This is a genomic window from Thermus albus, from assembly GCF_022760855.1.
GTDB classification, from domain to species: domain Bacteria; phylum Deinococcota; class Deinococci; order Deinococcales; family Thermaceae; genus Thermus; species Thermus albus.
Genome location: NZ_JAKTNR010000008.1, coordinates 66,706 through 88,890, shown reverse-complemented (window position 1 = coordinate 88,890; position 22,185 = coordinate 66,706). Strand labels below are relative to the sequence as shown.

The 22,185-nt window shown below is 66.0% G+C and carries 25 protein-coding genes; 6 read left to right on the top strand and 19 right to left on the bottom strand.

Annotation, left to right across the window (positions count from 1 at the left end):
• Positions 1–44: 44 nt before the first annotated feature.
• Positions 45–965, top strand: coding sequence for a carbohydrate kinase family protein (locus L0D18_RS09195; RefSeq protein ID WP_243028586.1), 921 nt, complete (start codon positions 45–47; stop codon positions 963–965).
• Here the strand turns inward: L0D18_RS09195 and hisH are convergent.
• Genes hisH through L0D18_RS09175 form a run of 4 tightly spaced genes read right to left on the bottom strand, consistent with a single transcriptional unit; the run spans position 936 to position 4,131 of the window.
• Complete coding sequence (gene hisH / locus L0D18_RS09190; RefSeq protein WP_243028585.1) at positions 936–1,532, bottom strand: imidazole glycerol phosphate synthase subunit HisH; 597 nt, start codon at positions 1,530–1,532, stop codon at positions 936–938. The genes L0D18_RS09195 and hisH overlap by 30 nt on opposite strands.
• Positions 1,533–1,535: 3 nt before the next feature.
• Complete coding sequence (gene hisB / locus L0D18_RS09185; protein ID WP_243028584.1) at positions 1,536–2,120, bottom strand: imidazoleglycerol-phosphate dehydratase HisB; 585 nt, start codon at positions 2,118–2,120, stop codon at positions 1,536–1,538.
• On the bottom strand, positions 2,113–3,156 hold the full coding sequence (locus tag L0D18_RS09180) for a pyridoxal phosphate-dependent aminotransferase (RefSeq protein ID WP_243028583.1): 1,044 nt from the start codon (positions 3,154–3,156) through the stop codon (positions 2,113–2,115). Before L0D18_RS09180 ends, hisB begins: the two co-directional genes overlap by 8 nt.
• Positions 3,157–3,195: 39 nt before the next feature.
• On the bottom strand, positions 3,196–4,131 hold the full coding sequence (locus L0D18_RS09175) for a thiamine-phosphate kinase (protein WP_243028582.1): 936 nt from the start codon (positions 4,129–4,131) through the stop codon (positions 3,196–3,198).
• A 27-nt stretch (positions 4,132–4,158) separates the two neighbouring features.
• Between L0D18_RS09175 and L0D18_RS09170 the strand changes: the two genes are divergently transcribed.
• The 4 genes from L0D18_RS09170 (at position 4,159) to L0D18_RS09155 (ending at position 8,810) form a co-directional block, all read left to right on the top strand.
• On the top strand, positions 4,159–4,875 hold the full coding sequence (locus tag L0D18_RS09170) for a 2-phosphosulfolactate phosphatase (protein WP_243028581.1): 717 nt from the start codon (positions 4,159–4,161) through the stop codon (positions 4,873–4,875).
• The gene (locus L0D18_RS09165; protein WP_243028580.1) at positions 4,863–5,567 is read left to right on the top strand and encodes a WecB/TagA/CpsF family glycosyltransferase; all 705 of its coding nucleotides are present in this window, start codon (positions 4,863–4,865) and stop codon (positions 5,565–5,567) included. The genes L0D18_RS09170 and L0D18_RS09165 overlap by 13 nt, the downstream gene beginning before the upstream one ends.
• A gap of 9 nt (positions 5,568–5,576) precedes the next feature.
• Positions 5,577–7,472 carry a tetratricopeptide repeat protein gene (locus tag L0D18_RS09160; protein ID WP_243028579.1) on the top strand — a complete coding sequence of 632 codons (1,896 nt, stop codon included), beginning with the start codon at positions 5,577–5,579 and terminating at the stop codon, positions 7,470–7,472.
• Positions 7,473–7,640: 168 nt separating this feature from the next.
• Positions 7,641–8,810 (top strand): ABC transporter, encoded by a 1,170-nt coding sequence (locus tag L0D18_RS09155; RefSeq protein WP_243028578.1) that lies wholly within the window; start codon positions 7,641–7,643, stop codon positions 8,808–8,810.
• Between the two features lie 222 nt (positions 8,811–9,032).
• Here the strand turns inward: L0D18_RS09155 and L0D18_RS09150 are convergent, their stop codons facing one another.
• A complete protein-coding gene (locus tag L0D18_RS09150; protein WP_243028577.1) occupies positions 9,033–9,677 on the bottom strand; it encodes a hypothetical protein in 645 nt (214 codons plus the stop codon).
• Positions 9,678–9,782: 105 nt separating this feature from the next.
• Between L0D18_RS09150 and L0D18_RS09145 the strand changes: the two genes are divergently transcribed.
• Entirely contained in the window at positions 9,783–9,995 is a 213-nt protein-coding gene (locus L0D18_RS09145; RefSeq protein WP_243028576.1) for a hypothetical protein, read from the top strand.
• Positions 9,996–10,255: 260 nt separating this feature from the next.
• On the opposite strand, the gene L0D18_RS09140 is transcribed toward L0D18_RS09145, so the two are convergent.
• The 14 genes from L0D18_RS09140 to L0D18_RS09075 form a co-directional block, all read right to left on the bottom strand.
• Entirely contained in the window at positions 10,256–10,570 is a 315-nt protein-coding gene (locus L0D18_RS09140; RefSeq protein ID WP_243028575.1) for a hypothetical protein, read from the bottom strand.
• A gap of 409 nt (positions 10,571–10,979) precedes the next feature.
• Positions 10,980–11,588 (bottom strand): M23 family metallopeptidase, encoded by a 609-nt coding sequence (locus tag L0D18_RS09135; protein ID WP_243028574.1) that lies wholly within the window; start codon positions 11,586–11,588, stop codon positions 10,980–10,982.
• A gap of 2 nt (positions 11,589–11,590) precedes the next feature.
• Positions 11,591–11,863, bottom strand: coding sequence for a hypothetical protein (locus L0D18_RS09130; protein WP_243028573.1), 273 nt, complete (start codon positions 11,861–11,863; stop codon positions 11,591–11,593).
• Positions 11,853–12,155 carry a hypothetical protein gene (locus L0D18_RS09125; protein ID WP_243028572.1) on the bottom strand — a complete coding sequence of 101 codons (303 nt, stop codon included), beginning with the start codon at positions 12,153–12,155 and terminating at the stop codon, positions 11,853–11,855. The genes L0D18_RS09130 and L0D18_RS09125 overlap by 11 nt, the downstream gene beginning before the upstream one ends.
• Positions 12,152–13,201: a hypothetical protein gene (locus tag L0D18_RS09120; RefSeq protein ID WP_243028571.1), complete on the bottom strand. Its 1,050-nt coding sequence runs from the start codon at positions 13,199–13,201 to the stop codon at positions 12,152–12,154. Before L0D18_RS09120 ends, L0D18_RS09125 begins: the two co-directional genes overlap by 4 nt.
• A gap of 1 nt (position 13,202) precedes the next feature.
• Positions 13,203–13,673, bottom strand: coding sequence for a hypothetical protein (locus L0D18_RS09115; RefSeq protein ID WP_243028570.1), 471 nt, complete (start codon positions 13,671–13,673; stop codon positions 13,203–13,205).
• A gap of 10 nt (positions 13,674–13,683) precedes the next feature.
• A complete protein-coding gene (locus L0D18_RS09110; protein ID WP_243028569.1) occupies positions 13,684–14,097 on the bottom strand; it encodes a hypothetical protein in 414 nt (137 codons plus the stop codon).
• Positions 14,094–15,935: a fibronectin type III domain-containing protein gene (locus tag L0D18_RS09105; RefSeq protein ID WP_243028568.1), complete on the bottom strand. Its 1,842-nt coding sequence runs from the start codon at positions 15,933–15,935 to the stop codon at positions 14,094–14,096. The genes L0D18_RS09110 and L0D18_RS09105 overlap by 4 nt, the downstream gene beginning before the upstream one ends.
• A 554-nt stretch (positions 15,936–16,489) precedes the next feature.
• Entirely contained in the window at positions 16,490–16,798 is a 309-nt protein-coding gene (locus L0D18_RS09100; protein ID WP_243028567.1) for a hypothetical protein, read from the bottom strand.
• Positions 16,795–20,805 (bottom strand): hypothetical protein, encoded by a 4,011-nt coding sequence (locus tag L0D18_RS09095; RefSeq protein WP_243028566.1) that lies wholly within the window; start codon positions 20,803–20,805, stop codon positions 16,795–16,797. The genes L0D18_RS09100 and L0D18_RS09095 overlap by 4 nt, the downstream gene beginning before the upstream one ends.
• Complete coding sequence (locus L0D18_RS09090; RefSeq protein WP_243028565.1) at positions 20,802–21,056, bottom strand: hypothetical protein; 255 nt, start codon at positions 21,054–21,056, stop codon at positions 20,802–20,804. Before L0D18_RS09090 ends, L0D18_RS09095 begins: the two co-directional genes overlap by 4 nt.
• Before the next feature lie 104 nt (positions 21,057–21,160).
• A complete protein-coding gene (locus L0D18_RS09085; protein WP_243028564.1) occupies positions 21,161–21,529 on the bottom strand; it encodes a hypothetical protein in 369 nt (122 codons plus the stop codon).
• Positions 21,530–21,745 carry a hypothetical protein gene (locus L0D18_RS09080; protein ID WP_243028563.1) on the bottom strand — a complete coding sequence of 72 codons (216 nt, stop codon included), beginning with the start codon at positions 21,743–21,745 and terminating at the stop codon, positions 21,530–21,532.
• Positions 21,746–21,750: 5 nt separating this feature from the next.
• On the bottom strand, positions 21,751–22,131 hold the full coding sequence (locus tag L0D18_RS09075) for a hypothetical protein (protein ID WP_243028562.1): 381 nt from the start codon (positions 22,129–22,131) through the stop codon (positions 21,751–21,753).
• Between the last annotated feature and the right edge of the window lie 54 nt (positions 22,132–22,185).

Genomic DNA, 22,185 nt, shown 5'->3' with positions numbered 1-22,185 from the left:
GCTATAGTAAGGGCAAACCCTGTGCCTTGTGGGAAGGAGGCAAGATGCGGTTTTTCGTGGTGGGCGACGTTTCCGTGGACCTGCTCTTCTTCGTAGAGCGCATACCGGAGCCGGGGGAGGAGGTTCCTTCCCGCCGCGCCCTGATGAAACCAGGAGGCGCTGGAGCCACCCTGGCGGTGCAGCTGGCCAGCCTGGGCCACCGGGTCTACCTGGCGGGCCGGGTGGGGCAGGACCCCTTCGCGGAGCTGGCCCTTTCCCGGGTGCGGGAGGCAGGGGTGGACCTCAGGCACCTTCAGGAGGACCCCGACCACACCACCAGCTCGGTGCTGATCCTTTTGGTGCCAGGAGGGGAAAGGGCCATGGTGAGCGCCGAGGGGGCAAGCCGTTACCTGGATCCCTCCCTCTTCAAGCCCCGTTTCCTAGACCAAGCGGACGCCGTGGCCCTCTCCGCCTACGCCCTGGTGGGAGGGCCCAGCCGCAGCTATGCGGTGGAGGTCCTCGAGGCCGCCCGCAAGCGGGAGATGCCCATCTTCGCCGATTTGGGGACGGGGGCGGTGCGGGTAGCGGGCAAGGAGCTTTTGCGTTACCTCCGGGGGGTAAGCTGGCTCCTCATGAACCAGACGGAGCTTCTGGCCCTGACCCAGGCTTCCTCCCTTTCCGAGGGGGTAGCCCGCCTGCGGGAAGAGGGTTTCCACCATCTGGCCATCAAGGTGGGGGCCCTGGGGTCCATCGTGGTCACCCCGGAAGGGGAGGAGCTCATTGAGCCCTTTCCCGTGGAGGATATCGTGGACTCCACAGGGGCCGGGGATGCCTACACCGCCGCCTTCGCCCACGCCATTCTGAGCGGAAAGAGCCCCTTGGAGGCGGGCAGGCTGGCCAACCTGGCCGGGGCCCTGGCCGCCACCGCCATCGGGGCCCAGGGCAGGCTCATCCGCCTAGAGGACCTGGAAGTAGCGGTGGGCTAAGGACAGGAAGGCCAGCCCTGCCCTCCCGCTTTTTTCCGGGTGAAACTGGGGGGCAAGGAGGTTGTCCTTGGCCAGGAGGGCGGTGAAGGGCGTACCCTCATACTCCCCCTGGCCCAAGGCATGGGGAGTGAGGGGGCCATAGTAGGAGTTGGCGAAGTAAAAGTGGCGCCCCGAAAGCTCCTGGAAGGCCCCGGCAAAGCCCACCCGGTTCCAGCCCATCTGGGGTACCCGACCCCGGGGAAAGCGCCTCACCACCCCTTCCACCAGGCCCAAACCCCTAACCCCGGGGGCCTCCTCGCTTTCCTTGTACAGGACCTGCATGCCCACGCAGATGCCCAGGAAGGGAAGGCCCCTTTCCAGGTGGGCCAAGACCCTGTCCACAAAGCCGCTGTTTCGGAAGGCCTGCATGACCTGGCCGAAATGCCCCTGGCCGGGAAGGACCAGGAGGCTGGCCTCGAGGTGGGCCCGGGGGTCCGAGGAAACGGCCACCTGGAAGCCGGCCACCTCCAGGGCCTTGGCCGCACTCCGGAGATTCCCCGAGCCGTAGTCAATGAGGAGCGCCTTCATGCCCTACAGGACCCCCTTGGTGCTGGGAAGCCCCTCCCCCGTGATCCGGGTCGCCCGGTGAAGGGCCCGGGCCAGGGCCTTGAAACTGGCCTCCAGCACGTGGTGCACCTCCCTGCCGGAAAAGAGCCTCAGGTGCAGGGTAAGGCGGCCGTGGTTCACCAGCCCCCGCAGGAACTCCCGCAGGTGGTAGTGGTTCACGCCCCCCGCCTCCCCCACCAGGGGCCATTCCTCGGGGCGGTACTCCAGGTGGGGCCTACCCGAAAGGTCCACCACGCAAAGCACCAGGGTCTCGTCCATGGGGGCGAAGGCCTCGGCGTAGCGCTCTAGGCCCATCCCCTCTCCCAGGGCCTCCTTCAGGGCCTGGCCCAGGGTGATGCCCACATCCTCCACCAGGTGGTGCACGTCCACCTCCAGGTCCCCCTGGGCCTTCACCTCCAGGAGGAAGCGGCCATGCCGCTGAAGCTGCAGAAGCATGTGGTCCAGAAAGGGAAGGCCCGTGGCCATCTCGCCCCCTGGGGGCCCATCCAAGCCCAGGCGCACCCGCACCCAGGTTTCCGCCGTGGCCCGCTCCACCGTAGCCTCACGCATACGCCACCTCAAAGGCCGCCTTCAAAAAGGCATCCATCTCCTCCTTGAGGCCCACTGTGACCCGGATGCAGCCCGAAAGGCCGGGGTAGTGGTCCTGCCGGCGCACCAGGATCCCCTGGGCAAGCAGGTGGCCAAACGCCTCCGCGGCATCCGGGGTGCGCACCAGGAGGAAGTTGGTGTGGCTCCTATGGGGCCGCCAGGTGGGATGGGAAAGAAGCCTCCCATACACCCTCTCCCGCTCAGAGCGCACCGTTTCCACCACTTCCTGGACATACCCCAGGTTCTCCAGAACCACTTCCAGGATCGCCCCGGTATGGGCGGGTAGGACGAAGGGAGGAAGCACCTCCCGCACCACCTGGGCCACCTCCGGGGCCGCAAGCAGGTATCCCGCCCGGATGCCCCCCAGGGAAAAGGCCTTGGAGAAGGTGCGCAGGAGGGCCACATGGGGGTTTCCCCGGCCTAGGTGGCTGAAGTCGGTACCGGCGAACTCCCGGTAGGCCTCGTCCACCACCAGTAGACCCCCCACCTCCTTGGCCCTTTCCGCCAAGACCCTTAGGCCCTCCTCAGCAAACAAGGTCCCGGTGGGGGCATGGGGGTTGGGCAGGAAGAAAACCCCTCCCCGGAAAGCGGCCAAGGCCCCTTCCAGGTCCAGGGAAAACCCTTCCCCCAAGGCCACCGCCCGGTATGGGGTTCCCGCCATCCGGGCCGCATGGGCGTAGTGGGGAAAGGAGGGGCTTAGGTCTAAGACCTCCTCCGCCGCCACCGCCAGGGCCAGGATGAGGAGGTTGGACCCAGGAGCCAGCACGATTCCCTCCTGGGGCCAGTCCAGGAGGCTGGCTAGCCTCCTTCGCAAACCCTCAGCATGGATCTCGGGATAGCGGTTCCAGGGAAGCCGGGCCAGGCGCCTTAGGGCCTCCTCCTTCAAGGGAAGGGGCAGGTCAAAGGGGCTTTCGTTCTGGTCTAGCTTCACCGGGGCCTCCACCTTGTTGTAAGGGTACGGCGCCAGGCCCAGGAGGTGCGCCTTAAAGGCCCGCATGGGTCAAGTATAGCCAAAGGGCAGGAAGCCCCATCCGGGCTAAAAGTGGGTGTACCCCCTTCGGGGCACGGGCCTTGCCCCAAAGTACACCCCCTTCCCTTCCCCTATATGGCCGGCAAAGAAGAGGGGAAGCCCCACCCCTTGCGCCCGGAGCAGGACCTCCTCTTCCCTCTCCCTGGGCACCACCAGGACCGCTTCAAACTCCTCCCCCCCGTAGAGGACCAGCTCATAGGCCTCCTCCTCCCCACCCGCAAAGGCCAAGACGTCGGGGTATAGGGGTAGGGCCACGAGGTCCACCCGCACCCCCAGATCGGCAAGCTGCCAAAGGGTTTCCGCCAGGCCATCGGAGGAGTCCAGGCTTCCCCGCAGGAGGCTCTGAAGGCCGAGAAGCTCCAGCCGGGGCAGGGGGTAAAAGGCGGCCTCTTGGATGAGGGGGAAACCCTTTAGGTCCCTACCCCGGTAGTGGGCGGCAATGGCCGCCCCCGTCCTACCCCAGCGGTCCCCGGCCAAATAGACCCGGTCCCCGGGCAAGGCCCGGCGGGGCAAGGGAGCCTCGGCGTAGGCGAAGCCGGAAACGGTGAGGGCCACCTCTTGGCCCCTATTGGTGTCCCCCCCCAGAAGGCAAGCCCCAAGCCGCCTCGCCGCCTCCGCGGCCCCTTCCACCAGCTCCAAGGCGAAGGCCTCCTCGAGGTCCTCCGGCAAGAAGAGGCCCAGGGTAAACCCCAAGGGCTTGCCCATCTTGGCGATCAGGTCCGAGGCCGTGGCCGCCACCCCCCTGAAGCCCACCGCAAAGGGCCCCATCCCCAAAAGGGCCACCTCCCGGTAGAGGAAACCATCGGTCTTGAGAAGCCAAGCCTCCTCCCCTACCCAAATCCCACCGGCATCGTCCCCTGGGGGCAGGGGAGCCCCAGGGGGATAGCCGATAGGGGCCAACTTCCTAAGAAGAGCCCGCTCCCCCAAGTCTTTAAGCCGCATACGACCAGGCTAAGGTATCATGGCGGGGTGTGCCGGGTTGACCTTTGCCGTACACCGGCCCCTGGCCCCTTGGTCCTGGTGGAGGTTCTTCCCGCAGGAAGCGTCCTCACCTTGCTCCTGTCCCATGGGGCCGAGGAGGCCTGGGTAACCCCCGGGCCCAAGGTGGCCCGCCTGCTGGCGGAGGAGTTGGGAAAGGAAGCCCTTCTTCTGGGCGAGGTGGAGGGGTTTCCCCCCGAGGGTTTCCATGGCCGTCTCTCCTTGGTGGAACTGGAAGGCTTGAACCTAAAGGGAAAACGGGCCATCCTGGTGGCCCCGATGCTGAACGCTAGCCTTCTTCCGGGAGAGGAGGAGGTTTACCTGGTGGGCTTCCGTAACGCCAAGGCCGCCTTGGAACTCCTCCGTCCGCTAAAGGGCATCGTGCTCCGGCCTGCGGGAGCCCCCGAGCCCCTGCTTTCTGCGATGGTGGCGGCGGGTTTTCTGCAGAAAAAGCTGGCCCCCCATGCCCCTTTAAGTCTGGCTTCCGCCCTCCTCAAGGCCTTCCCCGACCCCCAGGAGGCCCTTTTCCAAAGCCCTGAGGGCCAGGCCCTCCACAAGGAGGGGCGCACGGAGGAGCTGGCCCGGGCCAGCCTCATCGGAGTGGACCCGGTGGTGCCCCGGCTGGCCGGGGTGCGCTTCTTCCCCAAGTGGGAGTTCGGCCTGACCCAGGACCGCTACGCCCAGAGGTTCGTGCCGTGGAACGGCTAGAGATCCTCAGCCTGCCCTTGGACCCCGTGGACATGGAAGGGGCCCTGGCCCGCATCGGGGACTTCCTGAAGGAAGAGGGCACCCATCAGGTGGTGACCCTGAACCCCGAGATGGCCGTGCGGGCCCAGAAGGAGGAGGCCTTAAGGCGGGCCATCCTCGAGGCGGAGTTGGTAACCCCGGACGGGATAGGTATTCTCTGGGCCGCCAAAAGGCTTCTCGGCCTGGACCTCAAGGAGCGGGTCACCGGGGTGGACCTTACCCTGGCCCTCTTGCGGCGCTTTCCTGGAATCCGGGTCTACCTCCTAGGGGGAAAACCCGGGGTAGCCGAGCGGGCCGCGGCCGAGGCCAGGCGGCTGGGGGCCGAGGTGGTGGGTTTCCATCACGGCTACTTCCAAGAGGAAGAAGGGGTGGTGGAGGAGATACGGCAAAAGGCCCCCGACCTCCTCTTGGTGGGCATGGGGGAAAGGCAGGAGGTCTTTATCCACCGGCACAAACCCCACCTGGGCGCCAAGGTGGCCATGGGGGTGGGGGGCACCCTGGACGTCCTGGCCGGCGAGGCGAAGCGCCCCCCCGCCTGGGCCCAGAGGCTGGGTCTGGAATGGCTTTTAAGGGTGGGCCTGGACCCCAAGCGCTGGAAAAGGGCCCCCAGGCTTTTCCGCTTCGCTTACCTTGTCCTTAGGGAAAAGCGCTAAAATGCGCCCATGGTGATCCCAAGGCGCTTCCTGGCCCTTTTCCTTCTCCTGGGACTGGGATTAGCCCAGGGGCTGGTCCTGCCCTTTGAAGGCCCCGAGGGCTTCCGCCGGGCCCAGGCTTTCGCGGAGGGCCTTAAGGCCCCTCCCCCCACCCTCCTGGCCCTTCTCCTTCCCGACCTCCCCTGGCAAGGCAGCTACGACCTGGCCGGGGGGCTTTACACCAAGGCCGGGGCCCGATTGGCCCAAGCAGCCACCGGGGCCGATTGGGTTCTCCTGGGCAAAGAGGAGGAAAGGGGCTTAAGGCTTTTTTTGGCCCGCAAGGACGGGGTCAAGGAGGGGCTTTTTGCCACCCCAAGCCTGGCCTGGGTTTGGCTCCAAAGGGAGGGCCTGGCCAAGAAGTTTAGCTCCTTACCCCACCCTGCCCTTTCGGAGGAAGCCCTTATGGCCCTAGCCCAAGGGCAGAACCCTGACCCCTTGCACCAGTCCGCCTTGGACCTGAAGGAGGGGCGTGGAGCCGGCCTTTTGCAAGGGCTTTTACCGGAAAGGCTACTCCTCCTTTGGCAAGGGAAACTCCCCCCGGCTTACCAAGCCTTCTTCCTCCTCTCCCAAGGGAAGCGGGAAGAGGCCCTCAAGCAGGCGGAGGCCCTGCTCCAGGGAGATGTTTTGCAGCGGACCGCCGCCCACTTGGTCCTTAGGGCCCTCGAGGACCCGCGCTGGAAGGAGTCGGCCCGCAGCCTAGCCCAGGCCTTCCCCGAGCTTCCCCTGGCCTGGGAGGAGGCGAGCTTTGCCGCCTTTGCGGAAGGGAAGGGGGAGGAAGCCAAGGAGGCACTCCTGAAGGCCCTAAAGCTAAGGCCAGATTATTGGCTTTACTGGACCAACCTGGGCTGGGCCTACTACCTTACGGGGGACATCCCCCGGGCCATCCTGGCCTCCCAGCGGGCGGTGGCCTTAAGGCCCAACGCCACCGCCTACTACAACCTTGGGCTTTTCAGGGCCATCTACGGCGACTACCTGGGGGCCAAGGCCGCCTACGACCGGGCCCTCAGGCTAGACGAGGGGGAGGACTTCCCCGAGGCCTTAAAGGACCTGGAGGGGCGCCAGGAACCCCTGGCCCTCTTCTTCCGGGCCTATGTTTCGGAGCGGGCAGGGCTTCCGGCCAAAGCCCTGTACCAAGCCTTCGCGGAAACCCACCCCCGGCATCCCCTGGCCCAGGCGGCAAAGAGGGCCCTGGACCAGGAAGAAGGGGGGCTGGTTTTGGAGGTGAAGCGGCTTTCCCTGATCCCCGGGGACCTGGAAGCCCGGCCCTTCCGCGCCGGGGAAGCCGTTTTCCCCGAGGTAAGCCTCAGCGCCCACCCTTACCTGCCGCGCGGGGAGCTGGAAACCCTCCTCTACCAGGAAGGAACCCTCCTTGCCCAGGAGAAAAAGCCCTTGGGCTTCCCACCCCTCACCGCCGCCCTCGAGGAGGTGGCCCCCGCCGTCACCCTGCCCGAGCCAGGGCGGTATCTCCTGGAGGTCCGCTACGGCCAAGCCCAGGTAGCCATTCCCCTGGAGGTGGGGCCGGAAAGCCTGGCCCGTAAGCTCTACGCCTTGGGCCTCGAGGTGCGGGACCTGGACGGCACCCCCCTCCTAAGCCCCAAGGAGGCCCTGGGCCCTGAGGGGGACCGCCTCCTCCTGGAAAGAACCCTGGAGGCCTTGAGGCAGGCCGCCCCCCTGGCCACAAGCGGACGTCTCACGGCTCCCCTCACCCAAGGGCCCTATGCGGGGAAAAGCGTGCAGGACCTCCTGAAAAACCCCACCCCAGAGATGGTCCGGGCCTTCTTCCAGAAGGTGGTGGAATCCCCCGAGCTCCTTTCGGATAACGACGTGGTAAACGCCCTGGTGGACTGGCTTCTTGAAAGCCGGTAACGCTGTAACGTATCCGTAACGCCTCCTTGGGTTTACCCTAATCCTGGTCTCATTAGACCGGATTGGAGGCGGATTCATATGGGCATTTCTCGGCATTGGCGTTTGGGCATTGTAGCGTTGGTGGCAGCGTTGGGCGCTTGTTCCGGCCCCCAGGGGGTTAAGCCCAACATGGTGGTTCCAGGACCGCGGGACGACGCCGGAGGCGACCCCGCCCAGGCCTGCGGCAAGGCCCTCGAGGCCCCCATGGGCCAGGTGGGGAGCCTCTTGGTCTGGAACACCCAAGACACCCTTTTCGTACGGCTCTCCGGAACCTTCCCTTGGCAGCTTACGGAAAGCCATGCCTATGCGGGCACCGCCGCCCCAGGCAACTGGTGGACCTTCCCGGCCCAAGCGGTCCACGATCCTTACGTAGCCACTTTCACCTACGCCTTCGCGTTAGCGAACCTCGGCGTTAACCCTGGGGACACCTTGCACGTGGCCGGCCACGCCTTCTTCTTAACCCCCAGCTACAACTTTGGCGAAGCCCAGGGTCATGTGGAGTTCACCGTGAACCGCTGCGGCACCACCCCCCCACCCCCGGGTAAGGACATCGTGGTCTTCAACGACATCAACCCCTTTGATAACACCGGAATGGCCAACGTCAACAACAAGCTCATGGTGAAGAATCTCGTCAACTACACCACCTCTGGGCCTCGAGGGGCGGGAACCAAGGTCTATTTTGACCGGGGAAGGAACTCGGTTTGCGGCGGCACTGGAGAGTGTGGCGACTCTAGCCTCGCCACCATGCGGAGCATCATCGCTGGAGAAGGCTTGGCCATAGAAGAGCTCGGGTCCACCCCAGGCTCTATCACCGCCATCCCTGCCGAGGTCAAGGTCATCTTCCTCTGGAACCCCAGGGAGACCTTCACCAATGGTGAGATCAACGTGCTGAAGCAGTTCGCCTCCGAAGGCGGCCGGGTGGTCTTCATCGGGGAGTGGCAGGGCTACTACGATGCCATCACCCTGGAAAACGACTTCCTGGGCAAGATGGGGGCCGTCATGACCAACACCGGTCAAGCGGTGGACTGCGGCTACAATACCCTGCCCCAGGCTTCCTTGCGTCCCCACCAGATCACCCAGGGCATGACGAACGTCACCATTGCCTGCTCCTCGGTGCTGGTGCCAGGGCCCAACGACTACCCCCTTTACTACGACTCCACCAATACCAAGGTGCTTTCGGCCGTGGCCACCATTGACGTTACTCCCTTACCCTTGGGCTTCGTCCAGCCCACCAAGGTCATCGTGTCTCCCCAGAGCCTGCATCCCCTTTTGAACCCGGGTTCCGCCACCGGCTACTAAGAGGGGCAAAAGGAAGCCTCCCGCCTAAGAGCGGGAGGCTTTGCTGGTGGAGCCGAGGGGATTCGAACCCCTGACCTCCTGAGTGCGATCCGCACGAAAATCCCTGCGCACCGCGGCGAGTCGCGTCAGGAATCGGCACGGATTGGCACGTGGGGGTACTATCCGGTTGGCGCTCTGCTACAGCTCTGCTACAGGCCCCACCCTAGTCCCCGGTGCGGTCCCTCAGCGCCCGGGGTCGTACAGGGGCAGGTAGAGGCGGATGAGGGCCCAGTTGAGGGTGCGGGGGGCGGGCATCCCCGAGGCCCCCTCCCAGGGGCGCGCGGGCTCCCAAAGGCCGGGGGCCAGGGCGTAGGTGAGGGGCTGCAGGAGGCCATAGGTCCTGCCCTGCCACACGTGGTTGAGCTCGTGGGCCAGGGTTTCCCTGCACCCCTTGGCGGGGGCGTCCGGGTCCACCCGCACCACCCCGTCATAAAGCCCGCACAGGTCCCCGGGCAGGGGGCGGTAGTAGATGGGCACGGGGTCCACCCGCACCTCAATGACCGCCTGTGGCCCCGGCCAGGCCAGGCTTACCCCGGCCCGCCAGGCCACGTCCCAGCCGTCCGCCCCCCCGAAGCGCAGGAGCCCCGAAAGAAGCAGGATCAGGCGGATCAGGTCAACCTCCGTCCTCGTCCTCCCGCAGGGGGGCCCCCCGCACAGGGGGCAGGCGGGGTCCCCGTAGCCCGTGGCCGCCAGGTCCCCGTCCTCCTCCCCACCCACAGCCCACCGCCAGGCGGAGAAGGACCGCCCCACCTCAAGGGCGGCCCACCAGCCTTGGGCATACCAGGCCAGCACGGAGTAGGCCCCCACCCCTGCCCTGTCCCGTCCCACCGCCGGGTATCCCCAGCGGGCTCCACGCCCTCAGTTAGTGGGCTCGGGGGTAGGGTGGAAGTGGGGGGTGTTGACATAATGCATGCGTCATGCTAGCATAAGGGCGTGGAGGTGATGGGGATGACGCTACAGGAAGCGATGGAGCACCTGGAGAGGGCGAAGCGGGCGCTGGCCGAAGCCGAACGAGCCGAGGCGGCAGCAGAGGCAGCTTTCCGGGCAGCTACTGCGGCGCGGCGGGCAGCTCGGGAAGCGGTTTTCCAGTTGGAGCAGGTCGTAAACATGATTCGGGTGCGTGAGAGCATGCAGGTGGAGAGGTAGGTAGTAGAATGATGGCACCCCAGACGCAAAATCAGCTTTCTCGTTGGGACTCCCGCATGCTCCGAATCGGACTCCCCGAGGAGGATTGGCAGAAGGTAATGGGTGCTGCTGAACGGCTCCCTGGCCGTTCCCAAGCGGAGCGCCTGGGGCTCCTCCTCCGGCTGGGGGCCGTTCTCGTTGAGGAGGAAGGTCCTCAGGCGCTCTCACGGCTCTACTAAGGGGAGTTGAGCATTTGCCGCCGCCGTACGGCGGCGGATTTTTTACCACCTCACCCCCACCCCCACCGCCCACCGCCAGCTCCCGAGGTTCCTCCCCACCTCCAGCGTGGCCCACCACTCCTCCAGGTAGAGGCCGATGAGGGTGTACGGGGCTACCTGCTCCTGGGGCCAGGTGCGGGCTTCAACCCCCAGAGCAACCTCCAGCGGACCACCAGACCAGACGACCTGTTCGGCGTAGCAGATCCCCCAGAGCGGGGGGCCGTACACGACCCTGCACGCCGCACGACCGCTAGCGTAGACGGGAGCGCTCAGGGTCAGGACGAGCGCCAGCAGGAGCGCTACCAGCCGCACCGCCACTCCCTCCAGTGATGGACCGCACCAGGTCCACCCCACCGCTAGCTAGCGCCCCGGCCAGGAGCCCGAAGGTGGCCCAATCCCCGCTCAAATGCCCGGCCAGGGAGCCCAGATACGCCAGGGCCAAACCAAGAGCCACGCTGAGGGCTACCGCCATCGGTCCTTCGGGCCGCCAGAGGTGTTTGCGGACGAGCGCCACCAGCGCCGCCACCACGCCCGCTAAGGCCATCGGGGACTGGTACCAGAGGGCTAGATCGCCAGGGACGCCGATAGATGCTCCAAGAGCCGCTAGAACGGTGAGAATCGCTATGAGCGCCTTCATCCTTCCTCCTTTGTCATGTGCTAAAGGATTTATCCCGTCTAGGACGCATTCTCGGTTTGTCAGGGTTGCCCAAACTGACAAACCGAGGTCCTACGCGCCAAAGTCTTCGCCCCGTGCTGGACGCACTTGGGGCATGTCAGGTTTGGTGAGGTTCACAACCAAGTGCCAAACGTACCGATGCTCCTGGTCTGTCTTCGCCAGCACAGGAGCAGGGTCAATGTAGTTCCGCTCGATCACCTCCCTTCTCTTCCCCGGCCAGTAGAGGGCGGGGAGGAGTGTCGTGCGGAGCTCAAAGTGCAGATGAGCCCAGTAGCGCTGACGCCCCCCCTTCCCCATCCCTCCGATGGCCTGCCCCCCCAGTACCCTCTGGCCCCGCTCCACCACGGGCCAGAGGAGGTGGGCGTACTGGCTCCAGAGGGCGGGGATCTCCCGCCCGAGGATCCGCCCCACGTGCCGGGCCACGGCGTGGTCATGGCGCACCAGGACCACGTGGCCCCACACCTCGTCGTGGGCTACCTCCTCCACCACGCCGGGGGCGATGCAAAGGACGGGGTGGCCGAGGTCGGCGTCCCCCGAGGTGCCAGCCCGGTTCAGGTCCACGCCGGGGTGCTCACTCCCCACGATGCGCAAGTACGCCGGGTCCAGAAACCCGGCGTCTACCCGCGCCCACCTCGGGCTACCTAGGGGGTGGAAGAGCATAGCTACCTCTTGAACAGCTCAAACCCCGCGGCCACCACGCCGCCCAGGATGAGCCCGATGATGGCCCAGACCAGGGCTTGCCACGTGGAGGTGCGGGCGATGAGGGTCTCCAGCCGCCCCTCCAGGCGCACTACGGACTGGTCCATGCGCCGGATGTCCTCCCGCAGCTCCTCCACGCTGTCCATGCGGCGCTGGAGCTCGTCCAGGATGGCCCCCTGGCGCTCCTGGGTACGCTCCAGAGCCTCCACCCGGGTGTAGAGGCGCTCACTCTCCATCGGGCTGCTGCTCCTCTAGCGTGGTGGGCTCGGGGAACATGCTCACCCACTCGACGACCTGTAGCACGGGCTCCCCCTCTTCCATCCACGCGGAGATGAGCGCCCCGTAGGTGGCCTCGATGGCCACCTCGGCCCCGGGCCTGACCTCCTCCCCGAGGCTGGAAAGGTCGTAGCGCTCGACGACTTCGCCCTGCGGCGTGCCGATGCGGATGGTGAGGATGCCGTCCTGGATAGCGATATCCTGGACGGTCATGCCCGGTAGCCCGACCTGCTGGATCCGTTCGACTCTCATAACCTCCACCTCCCGAGCGCGTAGGCGTGTATGTTGAAGGCCATCCCGTTTGAGGCATACTGGGCTATCAGCTGGACGCTGGTAGCCGTGCGGCTACTGATCCGAGCCGCCCCCATACCCGAGCAATCTATCGTGGCCTGCACTATGGGGGGCTCGGCGAACGCCGCGGGGTAGGTCCACGTGTACGCGCGCGTGTAGGGGGCGGTGAATGTCCCGCTCCCGGTCTGGGCAGCGAACGCAGAGCTCGCTACCTCGCACCACGCCAGCTGCATACCGTTATCCAAGCGGATGTGCCCGTTCGAGGGGGAGAGGTTCTGGCTCACCACGGTGCCGTACGGTAGTACCACCGACTGGCTGGAGCCCGACCAGAACGCGGTTTGCGCACCCGTGGGCGCAGCATCCTGCGGGGCCAGGGTGGAGGGGATGGTGACGGTGACATTGGAGTCCCGCCATATGGTGGCCTGCATGGTGTGGGTGGTCAACGCCTGCACCCAAATCTCATACAGGCCGGTGGCCGGGTCGCCCACGATGGCGATATCCTGGAGTGAGTTCTGGAACGTGCTGTTTATCGCGGCGGCTCCATATAGGCCCACGCGCAGCGCCACCGTGCCATTCCCGTTACGCCCGACATGGAACACTGCCATGGTGGGGCTGTAGGGGCCCTCCGCCCCCTCACGAGCCATCCAGATCAGACCCCGCGCGCCACGATAGTTCGTGGTGCCGATGTTGATACCCAGGATCTTTATCCATTTTAGCCCAATGAACAGCGGCCACCGGAGCAGGATGCTCTGAACGGTTTCGACCTGAACCGCATACGTGCTCCCCTCCACGATGGGGATGCTGGCGGGTCCCAGCGGGACTCGCACCGTGTCCCCTGTGGTCCCCTCCGCGGACACGAACAGGCCCTCGGCTGCCGACCCCAGCGGTAGCTCCCTGATGCGTTTCAGCGGGACTCGCACCGTGTCCCCTGTGGTCCCCTCCGCGGGCACGAACAGCCCCTCGGTTAGCGACCCTAGCGGTAGATCCCTTATGCGTTTCAGTGGCATCTCACACCTCCTCCATAAACACGATGCTGGCTCCCGTGCCGTCCACGATCTCATCCGCCCCCGTGGACCACCGGGATATCCGGATGACCTGCTCCCCTACCACAAACCGCATCCGCACGAAGGCGTACCGGGCACCTCCCTCCCGCACTTCTAGCGCCCGCACCGTCAGGACAGGGCGCTCCCACTCCAGGGTGCCAGACGCCCCCAGGGGGCTTTCGTAGCCCACCGCCGCTATCCCCTGCTGTGAAACGGCGTAGAGCTGGCTGGCCACCTGCTGGGCGGTGCTGGCGGTGATGGGTACAACTATAGATATCTCCATGGGCATGGGTAGCCCGGTGCCCCCTGGGGTCCAGGTGTCGGAGTACGCCGCCCGCTGCAAGGCGGCGTCCACGGTCACTGAGAGGGCTTCGCCCAGCTCGGAGAACGTCCAGTAAACCTGGGCGCCGTTTGGGTCTCGTATGTATGCCGGCATCCTGACCTCCTCATCCCAACCACAGCAAGTAGGGGGTTCCCCCGGCATTCCGCCACCAGGGTTCACCCGGTAGGAGCTCTAGCTCGTACTCGGCTATGCCAGCCTGGAAGCGCCGTACCCTGAGCGTCCCCCCAGGGCGCAGGACGCGGGTGTAGGTCACCCCCTCCAGGGAGGCGTCTAGCCGCACTACCTCCCTGAGCGCCGCCCCGAGGGTGATGAGGTGGCTCATAGTCTCCTCCAGCCCCAGGGTGGGGTCAGGGTTGGCCGGGGCGTAGACGCAGGACAGCCGGAGGGGTTGCAGGTTGGGGTAATCGGCCACTGCCTGGGGCGTTTGCAGGGTGGCCGCCCGCTCCAGGGTGAGGCCGCTCTCGCTCCGCACTCGGAGGGAGATGGACTGGTTGGGGGAACCGTAGATCAGAGTCATTTCGCCACCATGTACGCTCCGAGGATGTAGCCCCTATACAAAGCCCCCATTTGATTTGGGCTAGATGCGTACGCTTGGAGCTTAAACGTGTACGTCCCAGGGGATAAGTCGTAGCTGTGCGTTGCGGTAAGCAGGGTATCGCCACCAATCCCTGTCCCAGCCGGTGGGGATACATCATAACGGCGGAACTGCACAAAGGATGACATGACCTCCAGGGATAGGGACGGCCCGGCCGTTTGCACGAGCCGGGCGTAGGCGCGGACACTGATGATGGTTAGACCACTGCCCGCTGCACCCAGAAGGGCTTCTATGTTAATAGGGAGGCGGTAATGGAGCAGCACGGAGGAGGGAGAGCTCGCGGTGAACGTTATGGATGCCCCACTTATGTCAGCGTAGTCCCACGTGGGCAGGGTGTTCGCCAATCCAGACTGTGCTACGCTGTTGCCCTGCACAACAGCCGTGGCTGTTACACTGACGGTGCTGCTGGTGGGCGACACCCGCCCGTCCCGGTAACGGTGGGCGATTCTCACGTAGTAGGTGGTGCCAGGTGTCAGGGGAGTGCCATCGCCCAGAGAGGTTATCAGTACGGATGTACCGGATACCCGACCCCACAATGTAGTAGGCGAGAAGCTCGAGTCGAAGTAGACCAGAGTTTCCACATAGTGAGGATCTCGCTCCTCCGGCCACGTAACGAGTATCCCTCGCGGGGTGGCTACCGCCTGGAGGCTAGATGGTGTGATGGGTACGGATGGGCGCCAGTTGGCCGTGCTGGACACGACCCCGGTCCTCCCGGACTCCCGGCTGAGCCAGTAGCGGTAGAGCCCAGGGTTACGATTGCCCTGGATTTCTACCTCCGTTCGAGCCTCGTTTGGCGTGAGCCGATGGCGCACCCGGGACACGCCACCCTGGACAGCAGCTCTCAACACGTAGCCGTCAGGTTCCACCCGGATAACGTCGTTCACCCGCACAAAGGGGGCCCACGGCAAACTCAGACGGGCTCCACGCATGGGTTGGGCGAGGTCCGCCAGGACCGCGGCGGCCAGGGCCTGAGCCTCCGCCTGCGTGTCCACCACGCTATCGGACGCCTCCTCGATACGGGCCACCCTGCGCCCGTACTGGGCGATGCTGGCCGGGTCCTCTGCGGTCAGCATGGTGCGGGAGGTAGGCGACCCGTAGACCACCTGGACCACGTTGCGGACGTCCTCCAAACCTAGACGTAGTGATCCCAGGTCTAGGATGTCGTTGGGGCCGAAGGTGTACGTTGGCGTGCTGGCGGCACGGTCCGGGGTGTAGAGAACGAGCCGCCAACACTGGGCGGCGTGGTCGTACCGCCAGCGGATGCGGGAGCCCCCACAGTAGGCCGCACTTTCCCGCATCATCTCCAACACTGGGCGGCGGCCAAACCGCTGCTCGCCGCTAACGGTAATGATGGACCCCTCATAGATGGGCACCGTCAGCCCAGCCCGCAGGACAAGCTGCTGCAACCGCTGGGCCAGGCGTTGCGTCCCGGTGGCCTCGTACTCCTCCTCTAACCACGTGGAGAGGAGGGACTCGGAGGCGTCATAGACCTGGACCGTCATCTCGTGGCGGGAGGGGTCGATGGCCCCCACCCGGCCAATGAGCATGGGAGCTGCCTGCCACTGCGTGCTGCTCACAGGACGATAGCGGCCAATGATCTCCACCGGGGCGGCCAGCTGGAGGGGTGAGCCGGGAAGGTCGGGGTGTAGCGTCGAGCGGTCCACGGTTATGGTGGCTACCGGGCCCGCACCGTCCAGCTCGTCCACCACCTCCAGGCTGATCACGGACGCACTCACGTCCTGGCCGCCGATGCGCACCACGGCCTGCCCCTCGATGGCCTGGGTCCATTGCAACGGGTCTGGCGTCTGACCTGTGGCGTAGTAAATCCCGACGGCTACCGCAATCGGGGAGCCATAGAAAGAGCCTGTTAAACTGAGAGAGCCCGCGGATGCATTAGGTATGCGAGCGTAAGCCACGGCCCTAGACGTATTGACCACCGCGGGGTTGTACGACCCACCCCAGGATGTAAACTGAGAAAGACCGTGCCAAATGCCCCAAATGTCCCCAACCGCAGGCATGTCCGCGGTCAACGTCACTGTGGAGGGACCGATAGGCACTGACCGCCCCCACACCTGGGCAGTCAGTGCTCTTCCGGGGTCTGGTCTGTAAACCAGCACGATGACTGTCCCGGTGGCAGGTATCGTACCACCACTCGGGTATGTTCCTACATAAACGCCAAGCCCGATGTGTCTGAGCCACGTCGTGGAGCCGGAAATGCCCGCTACTCTGGGGTTAACCATGACAACGACAAAATCCCCCGGCTGCGTACCGGATGGGGGGGTCGTACTTGTGATGATCGAGTGGGCAACGAGGGTCATAGCTCTTCCACCTCAATCTCCACGGTGGCGTAGCCGGGGTACGGCCAGGCGCCGATGCGGGCGCGGTACCAGCCCTGCCAGGTGCCGGTGGGGTCCTGGACGGTGACGACCTGCCCGTCCAGGGCTAGCCACGGGGCGCGAGCGCTGGCGTCCAGGGGCGGCGTGGTGTAGGAGTAGCGGCGCTTGGAGGGGGCCACCAGGACCACCCGCAGGGCGTTGCTGATGGTACGGGCGGCGTACTCGGCCCGTACCCGGTCCTCACGAGCCTCGGCGGCGGGGAGGAGATTGCCGTTGACGTAGATCATCTCCAGCCTCCCGTGTTGGCGTAGACCCCCACGGCGTTAGCCTGCTCCAGCACACGCCGGAGATCGTCCACCCCGTAGATGGACCCCTGCACGTTGATGACTACCGTCCGGGTGGCCTGCCCCCGCACCTCCTCCAGGCGGTACCAGGAGGGGAGGTTAGACGCGCTCCCGGCCACCCGCTCCAGGGACTCGCTAGCCCTGGTGGCGGACTGGGAGAGGTCGCTGAATACGCTCACCAGGGGATGCATGCCCTGGAGGAGCCCGCCCACCAGGACCTCGGTCTTGGTGGTGATCATGCCGCTGAGGGTACTGACCGCCTGCCAGTTGGAAGTTAGAATAGCCTCCACCATCCCGTCGATGAGGGGGCCCAGCGCGCCTTGCACGACCGCCTGGGTGACGGCGGCGTCGACTACCGCGGACAGGATGCCCTCCCGGATGCGGCTGGACAGCTCCGCCTGCCAGTCCTCGCCCCTGAGCCCGGCCTGGAGGGCGGATTTGACTGCTCCGGTGATACCTCCCTCTAGGCTGGCAGTGAGGTCCTGGATGGACTTTTCAGCCTCAGACAGCTGGCGGGGTAAAAGCTCCCCTAGAGCCTGCCCCAGGGACTCAAAGAGGGGGCCCAGGGCTTCCATGCCCTGGGCTAGGGCGGCGGTGGCCGCAGCGATGGCCTCGGCGTTACCCGAGAGGATGGCTTCCGCCAGGGCGGTGGTGAGGGGTCCGAGGGCGGCTTTTATCGCCTCGGACTGCATGAGGGCGTTTACTACTGCATTGAGCGTAGTGCTGTAGAGGGACTGGCGGATGGCTTCCTGCCAATCCTCCCCGCGGGCAGCGGCGTTTAGCCCGGCCTGGATGGCCCCGGACACGGCCCCTTCGGCGGTCTGGGCCGCATCCTGGATGGCTTTCAATAGCTCCTCGTTGACGCGGTACTTGGTGGTTTGGATGAGCCCAAACAGGTAGGACTCCGTGTATTGCTCCACCGCCCGCTGGGCCAGGGCGGGGTCCACCAGCTTCCAGTTGGCGGTGGCCTCGCGGATTTTGGCCTGGGCCCGTTCCCAGCCGGTGTCAAACACGCTGGCGATGCCGTCCCATAACCAGCCGATGAGCCCACCAACCGCCGCGATCAGCCCGCCGATGAGCTGGCCGCCCGGTATGAGCCCAACGATCTGACCAATCCCAGCGGCGAACTGGCTTATCCCCTGTCCTACGGTTTGGGCGCTGAACGCATCCCCGATGTTTCTGAGCCCGGAAGACAGCCCTTGAAGGGCGCTCGTGGCCCCTCGGATGCCATCCGCCCAGCGCTGCGCTTCCTGGTCCAGCTGAACCCTCTTGGACTCGTCCCCCAGTTCGCGCATGCGCTGGACGAGGGTTTCCAGCACCTCACGGACGATATCGGCGTCTATCCCGGCTTCTTCCAGGGCGCGGATGAGCTCCTCCAGCCCCGGCATGGCGGATGCCAGCCACCCCTCTAGGTCCGCCAGCTGGCGTAGCCGCTCCACGGGATCCTCTATCTCGGCGATGGCGTCCAGGTAGCTCCTGAACTCGTCTAGCCGGGACATGGCGGCGGTGAGGGCGGGGGCGAAGTCTCCGGTGCCCATCTCCCCCACCGCGTTCCCTAGCTCCACGATGGGGCCGATGGACTGGAGCACCTGCATGCGCAGGTCGGCGATGGCCCCCTCGTACAGGGCGAGGGACTGGGAGCCGCGCTGGAACTCTTCCGCGGTGATCTCCCCGGCTTCGTAGAGGGCGGTCAGGGTGCGCCGGGCGTCCTCGGCGGCGTCGTAAAGGGCATAGATGCCCTCGGTGGCGTCCAGCGCCCCGGTCTGCACCGCCGTGAGGATGGAGTAGACCGGCCCCTGGAGAAGCTCCCGAAGCCCTCCGGGGATGTCAATCTGCCCGGCCCGCTCGCGCTCCTGGGCTACCTCCCCCAGGATGCGCAGCTGGTTCCTGGCGGCTTCCTCGGCCAACTGGGCCGCCGCGGCGGCCTGGCGCTCCATCTCCTGGCGGAACCTTTCCCAGGACCCACTGGCTCCGGCCAGGAGTCCACTGGAGATCATGGCCCCCACGTCGGCGTAGCCGGGGGCAGCGGCGCTGAAAGCGGCTTCGGTAGCCCGCTCCACGCGTTCCAGAAACTCGCTGATGAACGCGCGGGCGGCCAGGTCAAAATCCACCCCGGCGGCAACGGCTTCTCCAAAGCTGGAGAAGGACCGCCGGATGGCGTTGATGGTGGCTTGTTCCGCCCGCCCGCCGGACCACAGGGCGGATGTCTGGTCGGCGTACGCTTCCCAGAGCTGTTCCGCGGCCCGCTGCCCCTCCTCGGCCATGCGCCGGGCCATGGCGGCTTCAAATGCCCGGTTCTGCAGGAGGGTCTGCTGGGCTTCCAGGTAGGGGGCCACCTGGGCTTCCAGCAGGGCCCCTTCCACGTCCACCGCCCCCCAATCCCTGGGCTGGCGGCGCTCCCGCTCCGATTTGGTGAGCATCCCCGCCCGCTCCAGAAGGGACTTGGTGGCGTCGTCCAGCTCCTTGACCTTCTTCGCCGCTTCCCCGGCTGCCGTCCCTACGGCGTTCAGCCCGGCGGCCAGATTGGGCATGGCCCCCTTTGCGTTCTGGGCGGTGTCGGTGGCGTTTTGGATCCTCTCCGCAAGCCCGCGGATTTTGTCCTGCAGCGCCCTGGCTTCGGGGGTTACCTCCCCGCGCCAGGTGGCTGAGAGAAGTTGCCCAGCCCGGGCAAGGTCTTGGTTGGCTTGCTGCAGGTTAGCCGCCCAGCGCTCCAGGTTGAGGACCTTCTGCACCTCCTGCCACGCCCCGGCGAAGTCCCCCACCATGGCGCGGCTGATGGCGGCCCACACCCCGGCCAGGGTTTGGCCAACGTTTCGGAAGAGCCCAATGACGGCTTCCGCCGTGCCCTTGGCGCCGTAGTAGAGGGCTTGCAGGGCTTGCACCAGGAGCCCAATCCGTTTACGGGACTCCTCGAGGTCCCCCCCCGCGGAAGCCCACGCACTCACCAGGACGGCCACGCCAGTGATAACGAGCCCAATAGGGCTGCGGACCAGCCAGAGAAGGGCGTTGCCCAGACCAGTGACGACGGTCCAGGTGTTGCGGAGGACCGGCAGGAGCATCCCCAAAGCGGTAGACGCTCCTAACACGCCGCCGGAGAGAGCCGCCCAGGTCCCCACCTGGCGCTTGGTTTCTGCGTCCAGGCTGTTGAAGGCGTTGACCGCGCTGTTGGCCAGGTTGATGAGCGCGGTCAGATGAGGAAGAACCGCTTCCCCGACAGCTTTGCGGAACTCGTATAGAGATAGGTTCAGTCGGTTCTGGGCTCCGGCGTACCCCCCGAGGAGGTCGGGGAGGGCGGCCACCTCCTGCTGGGTGGCTTTCAGGATGGCGTTGAGGGCGGCTTGCGCTTGCGCTTGGCGGACGGCTTCCTCACTGGCCCCCTTCATGGAGGACGCCACTTTTTGCATCACGGGGCCGATGTTTTCAGCGATGCCAATGTAGTTGAGGTAGATGGACTGGCCCGTGGAGAGGGCCATCGCCACGTTCTCGATGCCCTCCTGGGCGGTCTTGCCGGCGGCCAGGGCGGAAGCCGCACCGGCCTGGAACGCGGCGGCGATCTGCTCGGTGGTGTAGCCCGCCCGTAGAAGCTGAGCGGCGGCGGAAGCCGCTTGCTCGGGGAGGACGCCAAGGGGCTGGAGGACGCGCCGGAGCTCGCCCTCCAGCGCGGCGAAGTCCTGGCCCACAGAAGCGGCGGTGCGGGCCAGGACGCGCATCTGCGCTTCAGCCTGGAATGCGGTGTCGGCGGCGGATTTCAGGGCGTAGGTGAGCCCGGCGGAGCCGACGATGGCCCCCAGGGAGGAGCCCAGCCCCTCCAGCCCCCGCTGCACCTGGGCCAGGCTGGACGTGAGGGACTGGTTGGAAGCGCGGGCTTCCTCAGCGGCGCGGGTGAACGCCCTGAGCGCCCCGCTCGCTTCGTCCCTGAGCCGCAGGATGAGTTCTAGGATGTTGTTCATTGCCGTTTGGCGAGGGCTCTAAGCCCGTCCTCCCCCAGCACCCGGACCAGCCGGGCCGCTTCGTCCGTGCCAATCCGCCCCACCTCCAAGGCCAGCGCCAGGTCGGCCAGGGCTTCGTCCGAAAGGGCCAGCCGGGCAAGGGGGTCGGGCTGGAGCGCGGCGGGCACAAACTCCTCCCAGGTGACCTTGGCCCCGTGCGCTTTGACGGTGGCGTACGCGTTCAGGAGGGCGGGGAGCGCTTGGAGGTACATCACCCCTCGCACCGCTTCCCGTACCGCTACCAACTTGGGCAGGGGCCACCGCCAGACCTCCTCCAGGGGGGTGCAGGTGTAGTGGGCGACCAGGACGGCGCTCTCTAGGAGGGCGTAGCCGGGGTCGAGAAGTTTCCCTCGCCCCCTTCAGCCGAACCCGGCTGGGTGCCCAGCACTCGGGCCACCACCTTGGCCGCTTCCTGCAGTTCAGACGGGGTGAGGGGAAGGGCCATGAGCTCCTCGTAGCTCAGCCGATCCTCGGGGACGGGGCTGTAGCGGAGAATAGCGGCCAGCATGGCCATCAGCCCCTCAATGTTCCCCGCGGGGTCCCCGCTCCCCTCCAGCTGGAGCCGGGCCAGCTGGGCCATGAGTTCCACGGGGACGCCATCCCGGAAGACGGGCACGGCCAGCCCCCACAGGTCGATGGTCTGGGTCTTCTGCAACCTCTCCCTGATTTCAGCTTTCAGCGGCACTTATACCTCCTCTATGGTCTGCCAGCGGTATAGCCCTGGCGCATAGCCGGGCCAGCGCACGCATATCTCCTCCTCTCCGGGGTAGAGGTACGCGCTCACGGTTTGCGGAGCTTCCATTCCGTCGTGCACGCTGAGAAGCTCCACCCGGAGCCCGCCCCGCACCCTGCGGGCTCCGTACCCCAGGGCGCGGGGAAACTCGCGGGCTCCAAAACGCACGTGCATCAGAGGGTGGGCATCGAAGTGACGTTCTCGGCGATGGTTAAGGTGGCCCCGTCCGCGAGCCGCAGGGTGACCTGCTGGGTTACTACCGCTTTGGCTTCGGTGGTGGGCGAAAACGCTTCTACCAGCATCCGCCCGTAAATGCAAAGGTTCTTGGCTCCAGTGTTGGGCGGCTGGCCGATGACCAGGAGCACATCGATGAGCTGGCTAGCGGAGTTGAACGCGTTCAGGAACTTGGTCTTGGCCGCATCATCCGGGTCGTACACAAGCCGCAGGGTGAGGGAAAAGTCCTTGGTGGTGGGGATGCGGCTCACGGCCAGGGTAGCGAAGGTGTCGAAGGTAAGGGACTCCCCCGACACCTCCGCGCTTACTTCCTGCAACATGTTCTGAGGGATGAGATCCCCAGTGGCGAACGCCGCCGGGGTAGCTCCAGGGGT